This window comes from Bacillus haimaensis (genome assembly GCF_048270625.1).
In the GTDB taxonomy this organism is placed as follows: domain Bacteria; phylum Bacillota; class Bacilli; order Bacillales; family Bacillaceae_I; genus Sutcliffiella_A; species Sutcliffiella_A haimaensis.
On the sequence record NZ_CP158164.1, the window covers coordinates 2,145,196 to 2,165,617 of the forward strand.

24 protein-coding genes and 1 pseudogene are annotated in these 20,422 nt (G+C 41.7%); 9 read left to right on the forward strand and 16 right to left on the reverse strand.

The annotated features are described in order from the left end of the window. Positions 1-287 precede the first annotated feature (287 nt). Complete coding sequence (gene pyc, locus ABN702_RS10895; RefSeq protein WP_417900670.1) at positions 288-3,731, reverse strand: pyruvate carboxylase; 3,444 nt, start codon at positions 3,729-3,731, stop codon at positions 288-290. Positions 3,732-3,930: 199 nt separating this feature from the next. Continuing rightward, the gene (locus ABN702_RS10900) at positions 3,931-4,212 is read right to left on the reverse strand and encodes a YlaN family protein (RefSeq protein ID WP_204418508.1); all 282 of its coding nucleotides are present in this window, start codon (positions 4,210-4,212) and stop codon (positions 3,931-3,933) included. A 206-nt stretch (positions 4,213-4,418) separates the two neighbouring features. Between ABN702_RS10900 and ABN702_RS10905 the strand changes: the two genes are divergently transcribed. Further along, entirely contained in the window at positions 4,419-4,919 is a 501-nt protein-coding gene (locus tag ABN702_RS10905) for a peptidyl-prolyl cis-trans isomerase (RefSeq protein WP_417900671.1), read from the forward strand. A gap of 70 nt (positions 4,920-4,989) precedes the next feature. Here the strand turns inward: ABN702_RS10905 and ABN702_RS10910 are convergent, their stop codons facing one another. After that, positions 4,990-6,318, reverse strand: coding sequence for a PhoH family protein (locus ABN702_RS10910; RefSeq protein WP_417900672.1), 1,329 nt, complete (start codon positions 6,316-6,318; stop codon positions 4,990-4,992). 236 nt (positions 6,319-6,554) lie between these two features. Between ABN702_RS10910 and ABN702_RS10915 the strand changes: the two genes are divergently transcribed. Next, on the forward strand, positions 6,555-7,184 hold the full coding sequence (locus ABN702_RS10915) for a YhcN/YlaJ family sporulation lipoprotein (RefSeq protein ID WP_417900673.1): 630 nt from the start codon (positions 6,555-6,557) through the stop codon (positions 7,182-7,184). Between the two features lie 48 nt (positions 7,185-7,232). Here ABN702_RS10915 and ABN702_RS10920 read toward each other — a convergent pair whose 3' ends face one another. After that, positions 7,233-7,691 carry a pyridoxamine 5'-phosphate oxidase family protein gene (locus tag ABN702_RS10920; protein WP_417900674.1) on the reverse strand — a complete coding sequence of 153 codons (459 nt, stop codon included), beginning with the start codon at positions 7,689-7,691 and terminating at the stop codon, positions 7,233-7,235. A gap of 160 nt (positions 7,692-7,851) precedes the next feature. On the opposite strand from ABN702_RS10920, the gene ABN702_RS10925 reads away from it, so the two are divergent. Both ABN702_RS10925 and ABN702_RS10930 read left to right on the forward strand, forming a co-directional pair. Further along, a complete protein-coding gene (locus ABN702_RS10925; RefSeq protein WP_204418513.1) occupies positions 7,852-8,052 on the forward strand; it encodes a YlaI family protein in 201 nt (66 codons plus the stop codon). A 3-nt stretch (positions 8,053-8,055) separates the two neighbouring features. Next, positions 8,056-8,490 (forward strand): hypothetical protein, encoded by a 435-nt coding sequence (locus ABN702_RS10930; RefSeq protein ID WP_417900675.1) that lies wholly within the window; start codon positions 8,056-8,058, stop codon positions 8,488-8,490. A gap of 44 nt (positions 8,491-8,534) precedes the next feature. Here the strand turns inward: ABN702_RS10930 and ABN702_RS10935 are convergent, their stop codons facing one another. From ABN702_RS10935 to typA, 3 genes are all read right to left on the reverse strand, one after another. Next, entirely contained in the window at positions 8,535-8,819 is a 285-nt protein-coding gene (locus ABN702_RS10935; protein ID WP_417900676.1) for a hypothetical protein, read from the reverse strand. 14 nt (positions 8,820-8,833) lie between these two features. Then, positions 8,834-9,157: a YlaH-like family protein gene (locus tag ABN702_RS10940; protein WP_204418516.1), complete on the reverse strand. Its 324-nt coding sequence runs from the start codon at positions 9,155-9,157 to the stop codon at positions 8,834-8,836. 91 nt (positions 9,158-9,248) lie between these two features. Next, the gene (gene typA / locus ABN702_RS10945) at positions 9,249-11,084 is read right to left on the reverse strand and encodes a translational GTPase TypA (RefSeq protein ID WP_417900677.1); all 1,836 of its coding nucleotides are present in this window, start codon (positions 11,082-11,084) and stop codon (positions 9,249-9,251) included. 128 nt (positions 11,085-11,212) lie between these two features. Between typA and ABN702_RS10950 the strand changes: the two genes are divergently transcribed. Then, entirely contained in the window at positions 11,213-11,395 is a 183-nt protein-coding gene (locus ABN702_RS10950) for a YlaF family protein (protein ID WP_417900678.1), read from the forward strand. A 64-nt stretch (positions 11,396-11,459) separates the two neighbouring features. Here the strand turns inward: ABN702_RS10950 and ABN702_RS10955 are convergent, their stop codons facing one another. Together ABN702_RS10955 and ABN702_RS10960 are read right to left on the reverse strand one after the other, a co-directional pair. Then, positions 11,460-12,266 (reverse strand): inositol monophosphatase family protein, encoded by an 807-nt coding sequence (locus tag ABN702_RS10955; RefSeq protein ID WP_417900679.1) that lies wholly within the window; start codon positions 12,264-12,266, stop codon positions 11,460-11,462. Positions 12,267-12,413: 147 nt separating this feature from the next. Next, entirely contained in the window at positions 12,414-12,602 is a 189-nt protein-coding gene (locus tag ABN702_RS10960; protein ID WP_386644282.1) for a hypothetical protein, read from the reverse strand. Positions 12,603-12,862: 260 nt separating this feature from the next. Here ABN702_RS10960 and ABN702_RS10965 point away from each other — a divergent pair. Beyond that, positions 12,863-13,509, forward strand: a pseudogene (locus ABN702_RS10965) (YktB family protein). A 38-nt stretch (positions 13,510-13,547) separates the two neighbouring features. On the opposite strand, the gene ABN702_RS10970 reads toward ABN702_RS10965, so the two are convergent. Next, positions 13,548-13,817 (reverse strand): UPF0223 family protein, encoded by a 270-nt coding sequence (locus ABN702_RS10970; protein WP_417900680.1) that lies wholly within the window; start codon positions 13,815-13,817, stop codon positions 13,548-13,550. A gap of 56 nt (positions 13,818-13,873) precedes the next feature. Then, positions 13,874-14,833, reverse strand: a complete 960-nt coding sequence (locus ABN702_RS10975; protein WP_417900681.1) for an NAD(P)H-dependent flavin oxidoreductase — start codon at positions 14,831-14,833, stop codon at positions 13,874-13,876. Between the two features lie 232 nt (positions 14,834-15,065). Between ABN702_RS10975 and ABN702_RS10980 the strand changes: the two genes are divergently transcribed. Then, positions 15,066-16,547 (forward strand): aminotransferase class I/II-fold pyridoxal phosphate-dependent enzyme, encoded by a 1,482-nt coding sequence (locus tag ABN702_RS10980; RefSeq protein ID WP_417900682.1) that lies wholly within the window; start codon positions 15,066-15,068, stop codon positions 16,545-16,547. Between the two features lie 66 nt (positions 16,548-16,613). On the opposite strand, the gene ABN702_RS10985 is transcribed toward ABN702_RS10980, so the two are convergent. Together ABN702_RS10985 and ABN702_RS10990 are read right to left on the reverse strand one after the other, a co-directional pair. After that, the gene (locus ABN702_RS10985) at positions 16,614-16,739 is read right to left on the reverse strand and encodes a GapA-binding peptide SR1P (protein ID WP_417900683.1); all 126 of its coding nucleotides are present in this window, start codon (positions 16,737-16,739) and stop codon (positions 16,614-16,616) included. 246 nt (positions 16,740-16,985) lie between these two features. Continuing rightward, complete coding sequence (locus ABN702_RS10990; RefSeq protein ID WP_417900684.1) at positions 16,986-17,285, reverse strand: DUF3055 domain-containing protein; 300 nt, start codon at positions 17,283-17,285, stop codon at positions 16,986-16,988. 155 nt (positions 17,286-17,440) lie between these two features. Between ABN702_RS10990 and ABN702_RS10995 the strand changes: the two genes are divergently transcribed. Then, the gene (locus tag ABN702_RS10995) at positions 17,441-17,857 is read left to right on the forward strand and encodes a DUF1885 family protein (RefSeq protein ID WP_417900685.1); all 417 of its coding nucleotides are present in this window, start codon (positions 17,441-17,443) and stop codon (positions 17,855-17,857) included. 75 nt (positions 17,858-17,932) lie between these two features. Here ABN702_RS10995 and ABN702_RS11000 read toward each other — a convergent pair whose 3' ends face one another. From ABN702_RS11000 to ABN702_RS11010, 3 genes are all read right to left on the reverse strand, one after another. After that, positions 17,933-18,388 (reverse strand): GNAT family N-acetyltransferase, encoded by a 456-nt coding sequence (locus ABN702_RS11000; protein ID WP_417900879.1) that lies wholly within the window; start codon positions 18,386-18,388, stop codon positions 17,933-17,935. 75 nt (positions 18,389-18,463) lie between these two features. Further along, positions 18,464-19,366, reverse strand: coding sequence for a polysaccharide deacetylase family protein (locus ABN702_RS11005; RefSeq protein WP_417900686.1), 903 nt, complete (start codon positions 19,364-19,366; stop codon positions 18,464-18,466). Between the two features lie 130 nt (positions 19,367-19,496). Further along, positions 19,497-19,739, reverse strand: coding sequence for a hypothetical protein (locus tag ABN702_RS11010; protein WP_417900687.1), 243 nt, complete (start codon positions 19,737-19,739; stop codon positions 19,497-19,499). Positions 19,740-20,002: 263 nt separating this feature from the next. Between ABN702_RS11010 and ABN702_RS11015 the strand changes: the two genes are divergently transcribed. After that, complete coding sequence (locus tag ABN702_RS11015) at positions 20,003-20,395, forward strand: hypothetical protein (protein ID WP_417900688.1); 393 nt, start codon at positions 20,003-20,005, stop codon at positions 20,393-20,395. Positions 20,396-20,422: the final 27 nt, after the last annotated feature.

Sequence of the window (20,422 nt, forward strand, 5' to 3'; positions counted from 1 at the left end):
TAAACACCTCCTTTGATGCCAAAAAAGGAAGTAGCCCCAATTTTGGATAGGGCTGGGCTTAAGATAAGATGTCAACATTAAACACCCTGTTGGTCTCCGTTCCAGGCGTTCGCTTATCCTAAGGTGGCCTCGGGAGCCTAATGATAAGCGCAGTGCCTGGAACGGAAATCAACGGGGATAATTATAAAGATGCATAAAAAAACTGTAGACAACCTCGAATTTACTCGAGTTTGTCTACAGTCTGAAGCCCCAAATGTATATTGGGGCTTTTTTTTATTTGAGACTGGTTAGATCTGTTCCACTTCTATTAATAAGTCGCCTGTGGCAATGCCTTCTCCGGCGTTTGCATGGATTTCCTTGACTGTTCCACTGAAAGGAGCCTGAACGGTCGTTTCCATTTTCATGGCCTCTGTGATCATAAGGTGGTCGCCCTTTGAGACCTTCTCCCCTTTTTCAACTAGCACTTTAATAACGGTGCCCGGCATGGTTGCTCCAATATGAGTCGGATTACTGCCATCCATTTTCGGTTTGGTCACAACAGCCGACTTCACGCTTTCGTCCTTGATATTCACTTCACGAGGCTGTCCATTCAATTCAAAGTAGACCACTCTCGTTCCGTCCTTTTGAGGTTGTCCAATTGAAACAAGCTTCACCATCAATGTTTTCCCTTGTTCAATTTCCACTTGAATCTCTTCTCCAAGCCTCATTCCGAAAAAGAAGGTCGGAGTATCGATCACGGAAACATTTCCGTATTCCTCCTGCTTCTTCTGGTAATCCAGAAATACTTTCGGATATAGAGCATAAGCAATCATCTCATGGCTTGTCACCTGACGGTTTAATGTATCAAACAGCTTATGGCGGATCTCATCAAAGTCCACATCGTCCAATAGTTCACCAGGTCTGACTGTAATCGGCGATTTGCCTTTCAGTATGACATTCTGCAGCTCTTTCGGGAATCCGCCATGCGGTTGACCCAAGTAGCCTTCAAAAAGTTCGATGACCGAATCAGGGAAATCAATGGATTCTCCTTTTTCTATTACATCTTCTTCCGTAAGATTGTTTTGAACCATAAACAAGGCCATATCCCCCACCACTTTGGAAGAAGGTGTTACCTTCACGATATCACCGAACATATCATTTACCCGGCGATACATTTCTTTTACTTCCTCCCAGCGTGCACCAAGCCCCACGGCTTTCGCTTGCTGTTGAAGATTACTGTATTGGCCTCCAGGCATTTCATGCATATATACTTCAGAGTGAGGACTCATCATACCACTTTCAAAATCGCTATAATATTTTCGGACATCCTCCCAATAGTGAGATAGCTGCTCCAACGCTTTTACAGACACGTCAGGTTTGCGTTCCGTTTCCTCCAAGGCGTAGTACAAAGAGTTTGCACTTGGTTGTGAGGTCAATCCTGCCATCGAGCTGATAGCGACATCGACAATATCAACACCGGCTTCTATTGCTTTTGCGTACATATAAATTCCATTCCCGCTTGTGTCATGGGTATGAAGATGAATCGGAATATCAATCGTTTCCTTGAGTGTAGAGATCAGTCGGTAGGCTGCCTGTGGCTTCAGAAGCCCCGCCATATCTTTTATGGCCAGGATATGCGCACCGCTGGCTTCCAGTTCCTTAGCAAGGTTGCAGTAATAGTTTAGGTCATATTTCGTTCTGGCAGGATCGTTGATATCACCCGTGTAGCAGATGGCAGCCTCGGCGATTTTACCGCTATCCCTGACAGCATCAATAGCTAAGGTCATCCCTTTGACCCAGTTCAAGCTATCAAAGATCCGGAACACATCAACCCCGGCATATGCGGATTTTTCTACAAATTCCTTTATCAGGTTATCCGGATAGTTTTTGTAGCCTACTGCATTGGAAGCACGCAACAGCATTTGGAAAAGCACGTTTGGTGCCTTTTCACGCAGGGTGAGAAGACGGTCCCATGGATCTTCACTTAAGAAGCGATATGCGACATCAAAGGTAGCTCCACCCCACATTTCCATCGAAAAGAGGTTTGGCAACAGTTTTGCGGTAGGTTCAGCAATCTGCTTGATATCATGTGTACGCAGGCGAGTAGCAAGCAGTGACTGATGCGCATCGCGGAAGGTTGTGTCAGTTAAGAGTACTTCCTTTTGCTCACCGATCCACTTGACAAGACCGTCTGCACCTTTCTCATCCAAAATCTGCTTTGTACCGCTTGGAACCGTCTCCATGCCTTTCATTTGCGGCATTCTAGGATTTGGGAAGATCGGCTTCTTTCGCTTTTCCACTCCAGGGAATCCATTAACAGTAACGTTCCCGATATAGCTAAGCATTTTGGTTCCTCGGTCTTTTCGCTTTGGAAACACGAACAATTCAGGTGTCGTATCAATGAATGATGTATCATATTCCCCATTCATAAATTTCGGATGGCGTACAACATTCTCTAGAAAAGGAATATTCGTTTTGATTCCACGTATACGAAACTCCTTTAAATTACGCTCCATCTTGTTTGCTGCCTGTTCAAAGGTCAATGCCCAAGTGGAAAGCTTAACGAGCAAGGAATCGTAGTAAGGGGTTATCACAGCCCCCTGATAGCCGTTACCTGCATCCAGGCGGACACCAAAACCTCCACCCGATCGGTATGCCATAATCTTTCCTGTATCCGGCATGAAGCCATTTAACGGATCCTCTGTTGTTACTCGGGATTGAATGGCAAAACCATGAACACGAATATCCTCTTGTTTCGGGATACCAAGCTTACTGCCATGCAGGGCATGTCCTTCTGCAATCATGATTTGTGATTGTACGATATCAATCCCAGTGACCATCTCTGTGATGGTATGCTCGACCTGTACGCGCGGGTTTACTTCTATGAAGTAATATTCATCCCCTGCCACCAGAAACTCCACTGTCCCGGCATTAATGTAATCCACATTCTTCATCAGTTCAACTGCAGCATTACAGATCCGGTCACGCAATTCATCGGGGATGGAGACGCTTGGAGCAATCTCGACTACCTTCTGGTGACGGCGTTGTATGGAGCAGTCACGTTCGAATAAGTGGATGATTTCTCCGTGCTGATCTCCTAAAATCTGCACTTCAATATGCTTTGGATTCTCAATCAGCTTCTCTATGTATACATCATCGTTGCCAAAGGCAGCTTTCGCCTCCGATTTTGCACGTTCAAAGGACTCTTTCAGTTCCGATTTACTGCGTACAATACGCATTCCACGGCCACCGCCACCTAAAGCGGCTTTGATCATCAACGGGTAGCCGTAAGTTGCGGCAAAATCCATCACTTCATCAAGTGAATCAACAGGCCCGTCCGTCCCAGGGATTACCGGGATGTTTGCCAGTTGAGCCTGACTGCGAGCTTTCACTTTGTCTCCGAACATATCAAGATGCTTGGAGGTTGGACCAATAAAGATAATGCCCTCATCTTCACATTTTTTGGCAAAATGAATGTTTTCAGATAAAAACCCATATCCAGGATGAATGGCATCCACGCCATTAGCTTTTGCTATTTCAATGATGCCTTCAATATCCAGATAGGCATCGATAGGCTTCTTCCCTTCTCCCACTAGATAAGCTTCATCAGCTTTATATCGGTGAAAGGACCCGATATCTTCATTTGAGTAAATAGCAACCGTTCGAATATTTAATTCAGTACAAGCTCGAAAAACACGAATTGCAATCTCGCCGCGGTTGGCAACAAGTATCTTATTGATTTTCTTCGTCATTTTGTCTCCCCCTAGTAGCTACTTCTCTCCAGAAAAGTTTAGAATATTTTTTTAATTATACTTGCAATTATACCTTATGTATTTAAATTTTTCCTTCTTTTCACATCGGATTTGGAAAAATGTAAATATTTGCTTATCTTTTCAGATTAATAAAAACGCTCAATCAACAATGTTGTTGTAGATTGAGCGTTCTATTCATTCAATTTTTCTCCCAGGCTTCATGTAAAGCAGACAATTCCCTCTCTAGCTTGGAGAGGATGTCTTTGCCTTCCTTTTCGGAAATCAAGCCTAGGCGAACAGCGAAGTCCATTTCCCTGGACAAACCAAACATCTGGGTATCCAGGACCTCTTCGTATAGTGGACATTGAGGCATAGTCAAATTATCCATTTGTACTTGAATCAACTTCAAAATTTTATCTGAATCAGCCTTTAAAAGCGAAATAGCTTTATCACGATGATCGACCACGATATCTGATGCCAATATCGATCCCTCCGTTTACGAACAAATACCTATCTTATCTATAAATATTATCGTTATTCTGGAAAAATTGCAAGCTTCGTGCGAAAAGATTGGATTCCACGGGTGAATAAAGGATGCGTTAATTTGCCCAGGGCTTCAGTGGACATGACAAAAATTTTTCTAGGCATTATAATGATGAAAAAGACTACAATTTCTAGGGGGACCACATGGAATCAATCATCAGAATAGAAGGAAAGGTGCAATTCTCAATTACACTAGATCCAGGTGTATGGATTTTTGACGACCGCCGTTTGGATTTGGATACATATTTCACAGAACAGATCAGTGAGGAACCTGACGAACTAGAGGCTTACACGAAGGCTGCTTCAAAACAGTGGGAACGCGAAATAAGCGAGGGTGCCATCCAGCCACCTACATTAAAAACAGAACGAAAATTTAAAAAGGAACAGTTGTTGACAGGGTCATTCGGTATTAAATTCGCTCCATTCCTGCAAAATGCTGAGCCGCATGAGGATGCCTCCTCTATCGTTTTTGTCAGTGGCGAACAAGAAGTGGAAGTAACTATCGACCATGCACAAGATATTATTTTTGGATTCTCAAACAAAGGCAAACCTTTGAAAGAGGATGGACCTGTCCATGTTTACTTTGGGGACGGATCCAATCAACTTAACCCGTTGAAGTGTGTAAATAGAATAATCGTAAAGTGAAATATGCGCCGCCTTTGGGTCTGAGAGGAAATATCTCAGACCCTTGCTTTTGCAGCATAATATTTCAGTTCTAGAGTAAATCTGCTGCCAATTTTGCCAGCATGGACCTTTCCCCTTTGATCAGCTTGACATGTCCTGCCAGCTTTTGGTCCTTAAATCGTTCCACAACATATGTCAGACCATTATTATATTCATCAAGATACGGATGGTCGATTTGTTCAGGGTCTCCCATCAGGACTATTTTACTTCGTTCTCCTACTCTCGTAAGTATCGTTTTCACCTCATGCTTCGTTAGGTTCTGGGCTTCATCAATGATGATGAATTGTTCAGGAATGCTTCTTCCTCTTATATAGGTCAAAGCCTCGACTTCAATAGATCCCATACCTGCCAATATGGCATCCAGTTCACCTGGTTTCTTTGTATTGAACAGATACTCCAGATTATCAAAAATAGGCTGCATCCACGGCCTTAGTTTTTCCTCTTTTTCGCCTGGCAGAAATCCGATATCCTTTCCTACGGGTACAATGGGCCTTGCAACCAATAGTTTCTTGTAGCGATTTAAGTCTTCCGTCTGAAGGAGACCTGCAGCCAATGCCAAGAGCGTTTTTCCGGTGCCAGCTTTTCCTGTCAGGGTAACAAGTGGAATATCAGCCCGTAGTAGCATTTCAAACGCCATAGTCTGTTGTACATTTCTTGGTCTGATTCCCCAGATATGATCCTGGTCAAAAACTAGCTTCTTCACCTTTTTTCCCGTTCCATCAACAAGCCCCAGCCCAGATGCAGACCCTCCCAAAGCATCTTTCAAAATAATGAATTGGTTTGCGTAAAAGGGATGATTGGCAAGCTCCGATACATTCATTTCCCCCTTTTCATAAAAAAGGTTCATTTTATCTGCGGCTACATAAACCTCCAAAAATCCTTTATAAATGTGATCCACTTCCACCACTCGGTCATTGAGAAAATCCTCGGAATTAAGGCCGATTGCATCTGCCTTTACCCTTACAAGCGCGTCTTTGCTGACTAGGATGACAGCTCTTCCACCCTCCTTTGTCTGCTCTTCCAATGAAAGGTTTTTAGCTACTGCAAGGATTCGGTTATCATTCGTTTTTTCCACAAAAATTTCTTGCAACTGGTGGAAGCTCCGATGATTCAATTCAATCCTCAGGGCGCCTCCATTATGCAAAGGAATTTTTTCATGCAGCTTGCCTGTTTGCCTTAATGAATCGATAATTTTTGACACTTGTCTTGCATTTCTTCCTATTTCATCCATATATCGTTTTTTCGAATCCACTTCCTCCAGGACTACTGCCGGTATAACCACTTCATTATCAGAAAAAGAATAAATGGAATATGGATCCTGTAACAATACATTTGTATCTAAGACATAAATTTTATTCAACCTGCCGCCTCCTACTCCTGGCTCTATATTCTTATTTTCTTTCGGGAGTGAATCAAGGCATCCATCACCTTCAGAATTTATGGCCCCACTGTACTGCGAGTCCTTTTGCTTGACCATATTAAGGGACGGACCGTTGATAAAATATATGTCTAAATGAATAAAGATAGAAGAACAAATAAACAATAAAATCAAGCGACATGACAAATTGGTCAAAGTACGTTAAAGGAGTGAGTAGAATGAAAAAACGACTTTTTGTGTTATTCATTGTTATACTGGCTGTTTCAGGCTGTAATAATCAGCCCCGGAATATATCCCGAGAAGAAGATGATAAGTCCCAGATTATCCATGTCAAAGACTCTGCTGACATACATGTGGATAGAAAAACGGGACAAGAGGTTTCCGCTCATCTTGTAGAATTGGCTACACGCGTACCGAATGTCAATGATGCAACTGCCGTAGTATTGGGACCATATGCTGTGGTTGGTATAGATGTCAATTCTGATCTGGATCGTTCAAGAGTAAGCACCATCAAATACTCTGTTGCAGAAAGTCTGAAAAACGATCCTTATGGTGCAACAGCAGTCATCATTGCAGATGCAGACTCCTTTGTCCGCCTGGAAGAAATGGGGAGGGACATTCAGCGCGGGAGGCCACTTGCTGGGATCATGGAGGAGCTTGCCGAAATAGTTGGACGTGTCATGCCGGAGATTCCGATTGATTTGAAAGAACCTACTGCTCCGAATCCGACAGAGCAGAACAATTCCCAACTTCCAGAAAATCAACAGAAGGAATTAGAAGAAAAACAGCAGGAGCAATCAAACCATCATAAGGATGAAGAACGGAATAAAAAGGTCGAACAAGATTAAAAAAGTGCCAGAACCACAATTTCCCCTGTGTGTTCTGGCACTTTGCTTTTATTTTAAATTCTTTAGGAGTCTCATTACTTGCTGATCAAGTTTTTTTGCTGCTTCCTTGTCATATGTTTTCTCGAAACGAGGTTCAACGCATATTTTAGCACCATAGAACATCACGTCCCGCACCTCTTTTATTTTCAAAGTGATGAGTGCCAGCTTTAGAGGGAGCTGGTCTGCCTCTTTTTCTTGAACATTTGCTGTGGTATGTATGGAATAGACCGATTCATTGGCATACAACGTAACCACAACATGGTTATTGTTTTCAATATTTTGGACAATCCTGGACTTGGCGGTGACTGCAAGATGGATGGTTGTCTCGTCACTGGCATAGATCCAGGACAAAGCGCTGACATTTGGACCACCTGTTTCAAAATCCACTGTGCTTATGGAAACAAGCTGCTCTTCCTGTAAAGCTGACAACAGCGATTCGACAAGTGTAGATTCCACCAGATTTGGCATATAAATAACCCCCTTCAATTTGGATTTTCTATTATCATACCACAACCGTTCTTTGGGGCGTGCTACTATTATATTGAAATTAACCGGACCTTCTTTTGTTATTCTGTTCCTTCTCCTTTATGCTATACTATACGTAATGTTGGATTAGATGAGGTGGACCATGAGAGTCAAGTGTGTAATTTGCGATAAAATTGAAAGTATAAATGATGAATCCCTGATAGCAAAAAGACTTCGAAACAGACCTATCCACACCTATATGTGTGATGATTGCAGCGCAAGAATCGAAAAAAGAACAAATGAAAGAATTGCTACTGGCAACTTCCGTCTTTACGAACAGAAGCAAAATCAGGATGAGTGGTAAAGGATGATACTGAGAGGGGCACTTTCAGGTTTCATCAGCGGCTCGATTATGGGGCTTGCGATGAAAGGCTTGGAGGCCATTTTCTCCAAGAAGATCTATATTTTATTGCTGAATGTTGATTTCATCCCTTTTATCGGCAACCGGAATTTTCCGGAGCTTGTGGAATTTTTGTTCCATGTTCTTATAGCCGTCTTTATTGGGATTATTTTTGCCTGGCTGATGGAAAGAAAGGCAAACTCTAAAACCAGCCCTTATATTTGGTCTTTCCTTTTAACTTTGCCTACTGTGTTTCTTTACTTTCCATTGACCATTCTTGCGAAAAAGGATACTCCTCCTGCGGACGACCCTATCAGTTTTTCCTTATGGACAATCGGTCATATACTTTTTGCAATATTAATTCCTATTTTTTATTTTCCTAAACAAAAACAAAGAGGATGACTCAAATGGTGTGCTTTGCACTAGTGAGTGATCCTCTTTTTCATTTATTCATAATTATGGTATTTTTCCGGTTCATTCTTGATCTGCTCGAGCATGACATCAATCAATTCAATCGGAAAGCGGTTTTTCTGAGCTTCCCCATCCTTTATGTACGATACATAGTACATCGGGTCTTCCTTCGTTACCCTTATCTCCGTTAGCTTATGGTCATCAATCAGGATGGATTCGAACAATTTCATCGTATCCTGTGCAGATTTATCATCTGGTCTGGCTTCAGCAACCACTTTAATGGTCAGCCAATTATAAAGCGTATCTTGCAAGGACCTCATCACGAGACCTCCCTTTAAGATTCTGTGCCTTCTTCTTGCTTATGACGGCGCAAACGTATTTTGTAGATAATCAGAATCAAGGCTGCCACAACCAACCCTTCTGCTACTGGCAGGAAAATCCCTAAAAATGTAAGTACAGTCCCACCCAATGCCAGGAATAGATAAATAATAGCAGACTTTAAGATTGGCAGCTTTAATGCAAATCCAAGCTTGTACACCAAAATGGATAGTGCCAAAATGGTTAGGTATAGCAACCACATACCTAATACAGGGTTTTCAACCACATTGTAGAGGCTGGCAAAAAAAGAAAGATATTCCGGTACTTTTTCTTCACTCACGGTATTCTCACCTTTCCCTTCTTTAATTTAGAAAAAGGGGAGCAAGGATAGACCTGTTAGTCGATCCTCGCTTCCCCTATTCATTTGCAAATTAAGCTTCTGCGTATTTCTTTTTCTTTGCTGCTCTTTCACGCTCGTTCTTGTCTAAAATCTTCTTGCGTAAACGGATGGACTGAGGAGTGATTTCACAGTACTCATCGTCGTTCAAGTACTCCAAAGATTCTTCCAAAGTCATAAGACGAGGCTTTTTCATACTAACTGTCTGGTCTTTTGTTGCAGAACGGACGTTAGTAGCCTGCTTCATTTTACATACGTTAACTACAAGATCATTTTCACGGTTATGCTCGCCCACGATCATTCCTTCGTAAACTTCCGTACCTGGCTCTACGAAGATAACACCGCGGTCTTCAATACCCATGATGCCGTAAGTGGATGCTTTTCCTGCTTCCATGGAAACAAGTACACCCTGGCGGCGTCCACCAACTTGACCTGCAGCCATTGGCTGGTAGCTGTCAAATGTGTGGTTGATGATTCCATATCCACGAGTCAAGGAAAGGAATTCAGTTGTATAACCGATTAATCCACGGGAAGGAACCATGAAAATAAGTCGAACTTGCCCATTACCGTTATTGATCATGTCCACCATTTCACCTTTACGGGCACCAATGGATTCCATAACCGCTCCTGTGTAATCCTCAGGAACATCGATTTGAACGCGCTCAACCGGCTCTGATTTCTTGCCATCAACGTTTTTGATGATAACTTCAGGCTTGGATACTTGAAGCTCGAAACCTTCACGGCGCATGTTTTCAATCAGGATGGACAAGTGAAGCTCTCCACGTCCTGAAACAACCCATGCATCAGGAGAATCAGTTGGATCTACACGTAGACTTACGTCCGTTTCCAATTGCGCCTCAAGACGCTCTTCGATTTTACGGGAAGTTACAAATTTACCTTCTTTACCTGCAAACGGACTGTTGTTTACAAGGAAAGTCATTTGTAGTGTCGGCTCATCGATACGTAGTACCGGTAAAGCTTCCTGATGGTCAACCGGGCAGACTGTTTCCCCGACGTTGATATCTTCCATTCCGGAGACTGCTACAAGATCCCCAGCTTTTGCTTCTTCGATTTCCACACGCTTAAGTCCGATGAAACCGAACAGCTTTGTTACACGGAACTGCTTCACAGAACCGTCAAGCTTCATCAATGCTACCTGCTGGCCAACCTTCATTGTACCGCGGAAAATACGGCCAACCCCGATACGACCTACATAGTCGTTGTAGTCAAGAAGGGCAACCTGGAATTGAAGCGGCTCTTCACTGTTGTCGATTGGTGCTGGGATATGCTCGATGATGGATTCATAAATTGCTTCCATGTTCTCATCTTGTTTTTCCGGGTTAGTACTTGCAGTACCATTAATGGCAGAAGCATATACTACCGGGAATTCCAATTGCTCTTCTGTAGCGTCAAGTTCGATGAACAAGTCGATCACTTCGTCCACTACCTCAGTAGGACGGGCAAAGTCACGGTCGATTTTGTTTACGACAACAATCGGTGTCAAGTTCTGCTCTAACGCCTTCTTCAATACGAAGCGCGTCTGAGGCATACAGCCTTCATAAGCATCAACCACTAAAAGTACACCGTCTACCATTTTCATGATACGTTCCACTTCTCCACCAAAGTCGGCATGTCCTGGTGTGTCCATGATGTTAATGCGTGTATCTTTATAGTTAATTGCCGTATTTTTTGCCAATATGGTAATCCCACGTTCTCTTTCTAGATCGTTTGAGTCCATGGCACGTTCTGCTACCTGCTCGTTCGTTCTGAACGTACCAGCTTGGTGTAGCAATTTGTCTACTAACGTTGTTTTACCATGGTCAACGTGAGCAATAATTGCGATGTTTCTAATATCATTGCGGATGTTCACTATTTCATCTCCCTAATTTACAACTTGATAACTTTAGTATTATACCACAAACATAGTAGAAAAGACGAAGAGACTTCTGTAAAATATGTGTTAAGTGTTGAATGCGTTAACAAAAAGGAGTGAAAATCATGAAAAACATTCAATGGATCTTCGTACTTTTCGCTTGTTTGGCGGCTTCCTCCATGGGATTGATTGGTATAGCAATAGCAGAAAGAAGCTTAACAGGTATAGTATTTGCAATTATTTTATTATTTATAATAATGGGTTTCGGATTCAAAAAGAAACGAAGTATGAGGGAAAATGACCACTAGGATGTGTTTTTGCTTTTTGAGCTGAAGAAACCCCCTCAGTATTTCTGCGGGGGTTTTTACCATACTACTTTGACTTTTTCTCAAGCTTCGACAAATACTCTTTGCTAATGGCTTCATGCAGGCCAGGCTTGCAGACAAACACACTGTTCTGACCTAGGAGGTTCAGCTCTTCTCCGTGTAAGGTCGTCACTTTCCCTCCAACTTCATTTACCAGGATTAGACCGGCAGCAAAATCCCAAGGTGATAAGCGAAGCGTAATATACGCATCAATACGTCCTGTCGTTACATAGGCCATTTCAAGTGCAGCAGATCCATATGAGCGTGTTCCTCGCACTCTTCGTACTAGAGGGGCCAATATGGAAGGATCGATTCTTTTATTTTCAGTAATCCACGTTGCATTCAGGCCGATTATTGCCTGCTCCATCGCCACCTCTTCAAGCTTAGGCAATTTTACATCATCAAGGTAAGCACCCTCATCGGCTTTTGCATGATAAAGCTCATCATGCACAACATCATAGATCAACCCTATTTTACCGACTCCATCATGATACACCGCCACAGAAATGGCGAAGTTTCTCTGCTGGTGCACAAAGTTCATCGTTCCATCTATGGGATCAATGATCCAGACGGTTCCGTCGAGTTTATCTATCTTATCACCAAAGCCCTCTTCACCAAGTATTTGATGTTCCGGATAGGTGCTTCTTATTTTTTCAATAAAATATTGCTCTGTTTCCCGATCGATATTCGTAACAAGATCATCCGGAGACGTTTTCGTATGTATCATCAGCTTTTCATTAAAGGAAGCGCGTATCCTTTCCCCGGCCTCTCTTGTCCATCTCTTTGCATTTTCATCAATTTGTGACCAGTTCATGCCGACTCCTGCCCTTCCACAACTATGTATTCCTTGTTATTTTATGCTAATTGTTCTTTTTAGCTTACTTAAACGGGCGTTTAAAATCAAGTAATGCGGCACAGAGAAAAACGAACCTCTTACAGGTTCGTTAGGTAGCGATGGCTACTAAACCTCTAAACTCAACAGTTCTTTACGCAATTTCTCTAATTTGACTTTGCTGCTATTGATCATGTCGGTATTATTTTCCGTCATCGCATCAAACAAAGTTACCAGTTCATAATCAATTTCAAGCTTCAGCACTGCCATCTGATTTTCTTCCTTCTTCTTTTTCCAAGGCTTCACAACCTGCTTCATTACAATCCCTCCCTCGGGTGATGTTCATGGTTTCAAGATACTCTCAACTTTTATGGTTGATATATCATATGAAGGGATTAAAAGTTGGTAACTAAAATGTGCAATAACCCAGAAAGAAAAAATAGGCATACTGGACGAAGCTCAATCTTTTTGAAAAGACATGCGGCTATGCTAGAATAACCAGTATACGTGGCACCTGAAAAGAAAAATTCAACTTGTTCATCTTTTTGAGTGGAATACATATATGTGGAGTGATAAATGTGGCATCAAGAAAATTTAACGGCTTTAAAAAAGCAGATTTTAATGTCTTCAAAATTGATGGTCTGGAGGAGCGAATGGCTGCTCTCCAAGAAAAAATCCAACCGAAGTTCCAGCATCTTGGAGAGCATTTTGCACCTTCATTGACAGCTATGACCGGTGATGAAATGCAATATCACATTGCCAAGCATGCAAGACGCACTATCAACCCTCCTAAGGATTCGTGGGTGGCATTCGCAAACAGTAACCGGGGTATAAAATGCTCCCTCACTTTCAGATCGGACTTTGGGAAACGCACGTTTTTGTCTGGTTTGCAGTGATCTATGAGGCGCCGATCAAGGAAGCATATGGGGAAAAGCTACTTGAGGATGTAAAACAGATTCGCGAATCGATTCCCTCCAATTATGTTTGGTCCAAAGATCATACAAAACCGGAAGTTATCCTTCAAAGTGATATGACAGAGGACGACCACAAGGAACTTTTTCAACGATTAATGAATGTAAAAAAAGCGGAAATCCTATGCGGCATTCAAATCCCTAGAGAAGAAGCGATCACCCTCTCCGGCGACGAAACGATCGCAAGGATAGAAGAGGCATTCCAAACGCTGAGACCTCTCTATAATCTGACAAAGAAAACAGCTGTATCATAAAAAAACAAGAATCGGATCATTTCCGATTCTTGTTTTTTCTACATTTTCACTTTATCTCCTGATTCCAGGCTTTTAGCTTTTTTAATCGTCTGGTAGGCAGAGAAACCGCTCAATTCTTCATACTCATTAGCGAGATTCCGCTCCTGCGCTTTTCCAGGCACTATTTCCTTGAAGCGTCGATACACGCTCATCAGTTGTTCACGATCTATTCCTTTGGCATATGCCTGCTCCACAGCTTCGTAGAAAGCAATCACATCCACGATTTCATCTGTTGTCCAGTCGTAGGAAATGGGATAAGAAAAGTCCATACCGTCACCTCATTAATCTAAGCTTATTTCGATACATAGTATAGCACTTATTTCAGTTAGATTGTCCATTCTATACGAATTTCTTCCGCTTGATGAATGATTCTCTTTATCAGCTCGCCTGCAGAGGGGACATCATCAATCAAGCCCATCACCTGTCCTGCCCATGCAAAGCCCTGTTCAATTTCCCCGTCAAAGATGAAACGTTTATTCGCCAATCCGCTGATATATTCCTTTAATCCTTCATACCCCTCAGCGTTCTGTTCACGCACCAGTATTTCTTCCGTCCATTTATTGTGAATGGCCCTTGCAGGAGCACCTATACTTCTCTTAATAATGACTGTATCGTTTTCCGTACCATTAACAAGCATTTCCTTATAGATGGGATGCGCATGCAGGCATTCTTTCGTCGCGATAAATCGGGTTCCCATCTCTATCCCTTCTGCCCCAAGGCTCAATGCTGCCATCAGTCCCCTACCGTCTCCGATTCCACCAGAAGCAATCACAGGAATGGTTAAGGCATCCACCACTTTAGGGACGAGCACCATCGTGCCAAGATCCTGCTTTCCTAAATGTCCTCCACCTTCCTGGCCAACGACCATGACAGCGTCCGCTCCCAATTCCTCTGCCTTTTCCGCCTGTCTTCTTGCTGCAACCAGAACAAGCTTTTTACAAGAGGTGCCCTCCAACCTTTTGAAAATAGGAGCAGGGTTTCCTCCTGTCATCGATATAACAGGGACCTCTTCTTCGATTGCGACATCCAGCATATGCTCAAAAGGTCTGCCATGCTGACCGATGGCGTAATTCACGCCAAATGGCTTATCCGTCAAGCTCTTCAATTTATGTATCTCAGCCCGAAGCTCTTCCGGTGTATCAAGGCTCATTGCTGTAATTTGCCCAAGTCCACCAGCATTAGAAACCGCAGCAGCAAGATCAGCATAAGCCAAATATGCCAGTCCCCCTTGAATGATTGGATATTCTATGTCCAATAGATCTGTAATTCTCGTTTTCCATTTCATCTGTATAAGCCCCTTTCTGCTGTTCCCATATATCTTCTTTTTCGAATGCTTAAATCCTGTTTTTTTCTACAAAAATATATGTAAGAAAAATCTATGCAAGCTTAGTTTAAAATGCTATAATTCATTTGTTTTATGTGTAAGTTTGTTCTGCGTTTTAAGATACGTTAAGATGAAGATATATTTTACATGATAAAAATGTCAAAGAATTTATATAAAGAGGTGCTTAGTAAAGTTGACATACTCCCAAAATGAAACACCATTGTTTACTGGACTGCTTGAACACGCAAAAAAGAATCCGGTTCAATTTCATATACCCGGCCATAAAAAAGGGGCAGGCATCGATCCTGAGTTTCGTGCTTTCATCGGCGATAATGCATTGTCCATCGATTTGATAAATATTGGTCCTCTAGACGACCTGCACCAACCAAAAGGTATGATTAAGGATGCACAGGATTTAGCTGCAAAGGCTTTCGGTGCCGATCATACTTTTTTCTCTGTACAAGGTACTAGCGGAGCCATCATGACGATGGTCATGGCGGTTTGCGGACCTGGCGAAAAAATAATTGTACCAAGAAACGTGCATAAGTCTGTCATGTCGGCGATCGTTTTTTCTGGTGCTGTACCAATATTCATTCACCCTGAAGTAGACAAGGAACTTGGGATCTCCCACGGGATAACAACTGATTCTGTCGAAAGGGCCCTGCAACAGCATCCTGATGCAAAGGGTGTACTGGTCATCAATCCGACCTACTTCGGCATTTCAGCCGACCTGAGCCAGATTGTAGAAATTGCACATAGCTTCAATGTACCTGTATTAGTGGATGAAGCACACGGGGTTCATATTCATTTCCATGAAGAGCTTCCACTGTCCGCCATGCAGGCTGGCGCAGACATGGCAGCAACAAGCGTACATAAGCTTGGAGGGTCTATGACACAAAGCTCCATTCTGAATGTACGTGAAGGACTCGTGAATGTAAATCGTATTCAATCCATCCTGAGCATGCTAACAACGACCTCGACTTCCTACCTGTTATTAGCTTCCTTGGATGTCGCTCGTAAAAGGCTTGCAACAGAGGGGCACATGTTAATTGAAAAAACAATCCATCTTGCCAACCAGACAAGGGATGCAATCAATGAAATTGACAATTTATATTGTGTAGGACCTGAAATTCTCGGAAGAAAAGCAACCTTCGATTACGACCCGACCAAACTGATCATATCTGTAAAGAAATTGAACCTGACTGGTTATGATGTAGAAAAATGGCTCCGTAAAAACTATAACATTGAAGTGGAACTTTCCGACCTGTACAATATCCTATGTATTGTAACTCCTGGGGATACTTCAGAAGAAACAGGGATACTGCTTACTGCTTTGAGAGAGCTTGCCAACCAGCATCGCGACCAGGCTGAAGATCAAGAAAACCAGGTCAAGGTATTTTTGCCGGACATCCCTGTACTGGCTATTGCACCCCGTGATGCCTTTTATTCAGAAACGGAAGTCGTGCCTTTTGAAAAGTCAGCAGGAAGAATCATCGCTGAATTCATTATGGTCTATCCTCCAGGGATCCCGATCTTTACACCTGGGGAAATTATTACAGAAGAGAACTTGGCCTACATTTCCAAAACATTGGAAGTTGGTCTACCCGTACAAGGCCCTGAAGACTACGAACTCAAAACACTTAGGGTTATCAAGGAACATAAAGCGATCAAATAATACAAAGAAACAGCAGTCTAAGTTGCGACTGCTGTTTTATTTTGGTTGCTATTAATCAACATTCTATTAGTCTAGGTCTTCCACTTTCTCAGAGCACTTACATTCCGCACATTTCGCATAATAAGTCGTAACTTTTTCATCCTCGAAGTGATCTACTGCACTGTTGCAAGTTTGACAAATAATTGTACCCATACACATTTACCCCTTTTCAAAATAGATTTTATTGGAAAACAGATTGTGTATCAAGAAATTGTAAGCGTTTTCTCTTATTAATTACATAATAAACCGTTAAATGTGTTATGTCAATAGACAAATTGTATAACACATTTAAAAATATTTTTGCATATTATGCATACTCAATTATATAATGGAAGATTCATAAATATAGTAGGGCCATCACCCTATCGATGGATGATGGCCCCTAAACTTTTGAAAGACTTATTCGTACTGTTCTTGGAAAGGAATTGCAGGAATGGCTTCGGAAAAGAATTCCGCAAGGTCTTCCGCCTGTTCTTGAGAGTCGATTCGGAATACATGTTGAAGGTGATTTAGGTCGGTAATATCTTTGGGATCGAGGAGCGTGGAGCGGCCGGTTTGCATACAGATGACGAGAGGTTTACCAAAAAACATATTCGTATAGACAATACCGAAATCATATCTGGTATCCTTGGTGGTGAATCCTACGAATCGGACAGGAACACTTTCATTGTTATCATAAAGCTTATCAAATAGGTTCATACGGTTCCTCCTTCTGAATTTTTTGTTTATTCAGATATTTATTATACCCTACAATTTAGGCTAATTGCAAGAATTTTAACTTAATGATTGTCAAGGACTTTCTGCAAGTGCTAGAATAATATTCAAATGGATTGTCATATTTGGGAGTGAAACGAATGGCTAGCAGCGCATATATTAACCTTGTTCCAAAATCTTCGAAGAAAACCCTTACCATTCAAGATGTTAAGGAACTTCTCACCTACTATAAAGAAATCACAGAAAAAACCGGAAAGCAATTGGGCTGGGAATACAGCCAAGCCGCTTTCCCTTATGAAATCAAGGAAACTCCAGAGGGACAAGGGCAATGGTTCTACCTGAAGGCCAAGGAGGACCGCTATAAGATGATACTGATAGGAGTAGGCACCCAAGATGGTGAAGACGAGCCTCTATCGTACATACAAGTGACACTGCACGATCAAAGTACACATGGAGACAAGGGAAAAGCAAATGAACTATGTAAGTTTCTAGCTAAAAAGCTTGAAGCGGAGCTAAAACTATTTACCGGAAGCATCATGTATTACTATAAGCGATGATAAACCGTAAAGACCCGTCAGACAATGTCTGACGGGTCTTTGTTTTCCAATTTTTAACAACGTCCAAAAACCTCTTTATTCTGTATTACTAATGTATATTTTAATCGGTTCACCCGTAATCCCAAAGCCATCCTCCATATAGCTCCATCCATACTTTTCATAATAGTCCACTATATCAGTAGCTAAATACAGCTTTTTGAATCCTTTCACATTTGCCTGTTTTTTCGCATGCTCCAAAAGTCGGAAGCCAATTTTATTACCTCTATAATCCGGCTCCACAAAAAGACAAGCAAACCAAGGGCAAAGGTCCTGTCTGCTGATCAGGTCGTTTCTGAGCAAAGCATATGTACCAACAATTCGGCTATCATCAAGCATCACATAGAACTTAGGTAATTCATTATCAGGATCTAATGAGTGTTCTATGCAATTTTGATAAAAAGGAAGGTTTGTTTCACTTCCCCATTGCTTCCAAAAGTATTCTGCAGCTTCCCTGAGCATATCTGGTCGCTTGTCCAATTCCAATATTACCATCAATTACTCTCCCTCTTTCTTCCACCTTTATCAGAAAAAAGAAACCCTGCAAACAGCGCTTCTTTTTTTACTCTTTTACAATTCCGAGTCATCCATCTGAACATCTATCAGGTCTGGATCGAGCATTTCATACCCTTTATCCTGCAAGCCTTTTACAATATCGGCAAGGGCAGCGTTTGTCCATTTCCGGTCATGCATGAGAAGGTTTGCCCCGCTTCTCAATTCCTTTGCATTTACCATGATGTCCGCTATAGCTTCGGCAGTTGTATATTCCTGTTCCCAATCATAACCGTAGGTCCAATTCATCCGTACCATACCCTCACTTGCTACTAGCTCATCGGAATAGTCCGTATTGATGCCAAAAGGTGCACGGAAGAACTTTGGTCGCTCTCCTATAATCTCTTCAATTAGATCATTCAATGCTACTATTTCCTCATATTGTTCTTCTTCTGATATTTGCCTTAATGATTTATGGTTCATTGTATGATTTCCAATGGGAAAACCCATTTCATGAATTTTTTTCAATGTAGCTTTTTCTTCATCCGTCTGCAGGAAGTGTCCATTAACAAAGAAAATCGCTTTTACACCTAGTTCTTTCAATGTCGTTGCCATCTCCATGGCGTAGCGGTCGGGGGCATCATCGATTGTAAGAAGTACCACTTCTGCATTTGCTTCACCAATTGGCTGAATGGAAGAATCTGCAGGATTGATTGTATATTGAGGCTCTTCAGGTTTCCCCTCCTCTGATTCGGTATCAGTTGTTGCCTCTTCAGCATCTTCCGGACTTTCTTCTTCCTCAGGAACATTCTCTTGTTCGTTCTGTGTCGCCGGGTCTTCCTCTTCTTTGTTATTGTTGTCGTTCTTATTTTCTGCTCCAGCAGGTTCCTCTTCATTCGCTTGTCCGTTTTCTTTTTGAGGTGAAGCAGTACAAGCGGTCAGGAGGAGCATTAGTAGCGTAAGCACTATCCATTTTTTCATGTTCTTTCCTCCATATGTAAAGTTCACCTTTTATCATACTAGCTCTTGTAACCTTCTGGCAATGCTTTTACTGAATTTTGGCTTCACTCCATAAATCAGGCTGATAATGAACAGTAAAAAATGCCTAGAATTAAAAAATGAAGTAATAAAATAGACTCTGGAAACTAAAATAGAAAAGGAAGCTAAATACCGTAGTAATGGCTGCCTGCTTCTTCTTATGAATGATCGAGTGCGCCAATACATAACAAAGATAGATAAATATACCCAGAAGAATGACCTTTGCCTGAAGTTTATCCCTTACAGAAAACCATTCAATGAGACTGTAAGCGCCAAACAGGATATTCTGTATTAAAAACACTACATAATTTTTCATAATAGCAGCTCCTTACTGCATATTTCTATTATGGTAATAGCCTTTTTAACCCAATAGAAAACCTTTGTTATAATTATGCAGGTAAGGAGCATTCTATTTTTCAATTTTGTAACATTTCCATGACAAGCAATAAATTGTTATTTTTTCATGATAGAATAGCAGCGTATAGTTACATAGTAGGAGTTTTTTTCAGTACTATTCAGTGGTTGATTAAATAATCTTTGTTGCTTACATATATCTTTTTACAGAAAGTGAGGATTGCCATGATTAGAGGCTCTGTCATTTTGATAACGTTGTCTTTTTTCATATTGTCTTCCTGCCAAGAGAACAATACAATTACTCACGTTAAATTTCCCGAGCATTCCAAAACCCTTGTTTTTTTTACTGACGAAAGCAATATACAGGATGAGAGTACTTATTATGATGCGATTTTGGATTTAAAGGGATTGTATCCGAACGAGGTCGCTAATCTGATGGTAGTTCCGTTAAGAGAGGAAAAAACATTATACAAGCAGTTTAATATAAAGAGCACTCCCTCCTTGCTGGTAGTGCTTGATAACGAAGTGGTAACACAAATAGATGGAACACGCCAAAAAGAAGACATCATCGTTTCCATTGAAAAAGCATTAAGCAACTCGGAAGAAGTCTTTCATTGAGAGGCTTCTTTTTTTCATCCGTTATAT

Excerpts from the sequence above, each read along its gene's own strand:
- ABN702_RS10975 (WP_417900681.1), bottom strand. The coding sequence starts at position 14,833 with ATGAAATGGAAAACGAGAATTACAGATCTATTGGACATAGAATATCCA.
- ABN702_RS11000 (WP_417900879.1), bottom strand. The coding sequence starts at position 18,388 with ATGGTAATATTGGAATTGGACAAGCGACCAGATATGCTCAGGGAAGCT.
- ABN702_RS11015 (WP_417900688.1), top strand. The coding sequence starts at position 20,003 with ATGATTAGAGGCTCTGTCATTTTGATAACGTTGTCTTTTTTCATATTG.
- ABN702_RS10960 (WP_386644282.1), bottom strand. The coding sequence starts at position 12,602 with ATGAAGCAGGTTGTGAAGCCTTGGAAAAAGAAGAAGGAAGAAAATCAG.
- ABN702_RS10905 (WP_417900671.1), top strand. The coding sequence starts at position 4,419 with ATGGAATCAATCATCAGAATAGAAGGAAAGGTGCAATTCTCAATTACA.
- ABN702_RS10995 (WP_417900685.1), top strand. The coding sequence starts at position 17,441 with ATGGCTAGCAGCGCATATATTAACCTTGTTCCAAAATCTTCGAAGAAA.
- ABN702_RS10985 (WP_417900683.1), bottom strand. The coding sequence starts at position 16,739 with ATGGGTACAATTATTTGTCAAACTTGCAACAGTGCAGTAGATCACTTC.
- ABN702_RS10930 (WP_417900675.1), top strand. The coding sequence starts at position 8,056 with ATGATACTGAGAGGGGCACTTTCAGGTTTCATCAGCGGCTCGATTATG.
- ABN702_RS10925 (WP_204418513.1), top strand. The coding sequence starts at position 7,852 with ATGAGAGTCAAGTGTGTAATTTGCGATAAAATTGAAAGTATAAATGAT.
- ABN702_RS10935 (WP_417900676.1), bottom strand. The coding sequence starts at position 8,819 with ATGAGGTCCTTGCAAGATACGCTTTATAATTGGCTGACCATTAAAGTG.
- ABN702_RS10970 (WP_417900680.1), bottom strand. The coding sequence starts at position 13,817 with ATGGACTTTTCTTATCCCATTTCCTACGACTGGACAACAGATGAAATC.
- ABN702_RS11010 (WP_417900687.1), bottom strand. The coding sequence starts at position 19,739 with ATGAAAAATTATGTAGTGTTTTTAATACAGAATATCCTGTTTGGCGCT.
- ABN702_RS10955 (WP_417900679.1), bottom strand. The coding sequence starts at position 12,266 with ATGAACTGGTCACAAATTGATGAAAATGCAAAGAGATGGACAAGAGAG.
- ABN702_RS10950 (WP_417900678.1), top strand. The coding sequence starts at position 11,213 with ATGAAAAACATTCAATGGATCTTCGTACTTTTCGCTTGTTTGGCGGCT.
- ABN702_RS10915 (WP_417900673.1), top strand. The coding sequence starts at position 6,555 with ATGAAAAAACGACTTTTTGTGTTATTCATTGTTATACTGGCTGTTTCA.
- pyc (WP_417900670.1), bottom strand. The coding sequence starts at position 3,731 with ATGACGAAGAAAATCAATAAGATACTTGTTGCCAACCGCGGCGAGATT.
- ABN702_RS11005 (WP_417900686.1), bottom strand. The coding sequence starts at position 19,366 with ATGAAAAAATGGATAGTGCTTACGCTACTAATGCTCCTCCTGACCGCT.
- ABN702_RS10920 (WP_417900674.1), bottom strand. The coding sequence starts at position 7,691 with ATGCCAAATCTGGTGGAATCTACACTTGTCGAATCGCTGTTGTCAGCT.
- ABN702_RS10990 (WP_417900684.1), bottom strand. The coding sequence starts at position 17,285 with ATGAACCTATTTGATAAGCTTTATGATAACAATGAAAGTGTTCCTGTC.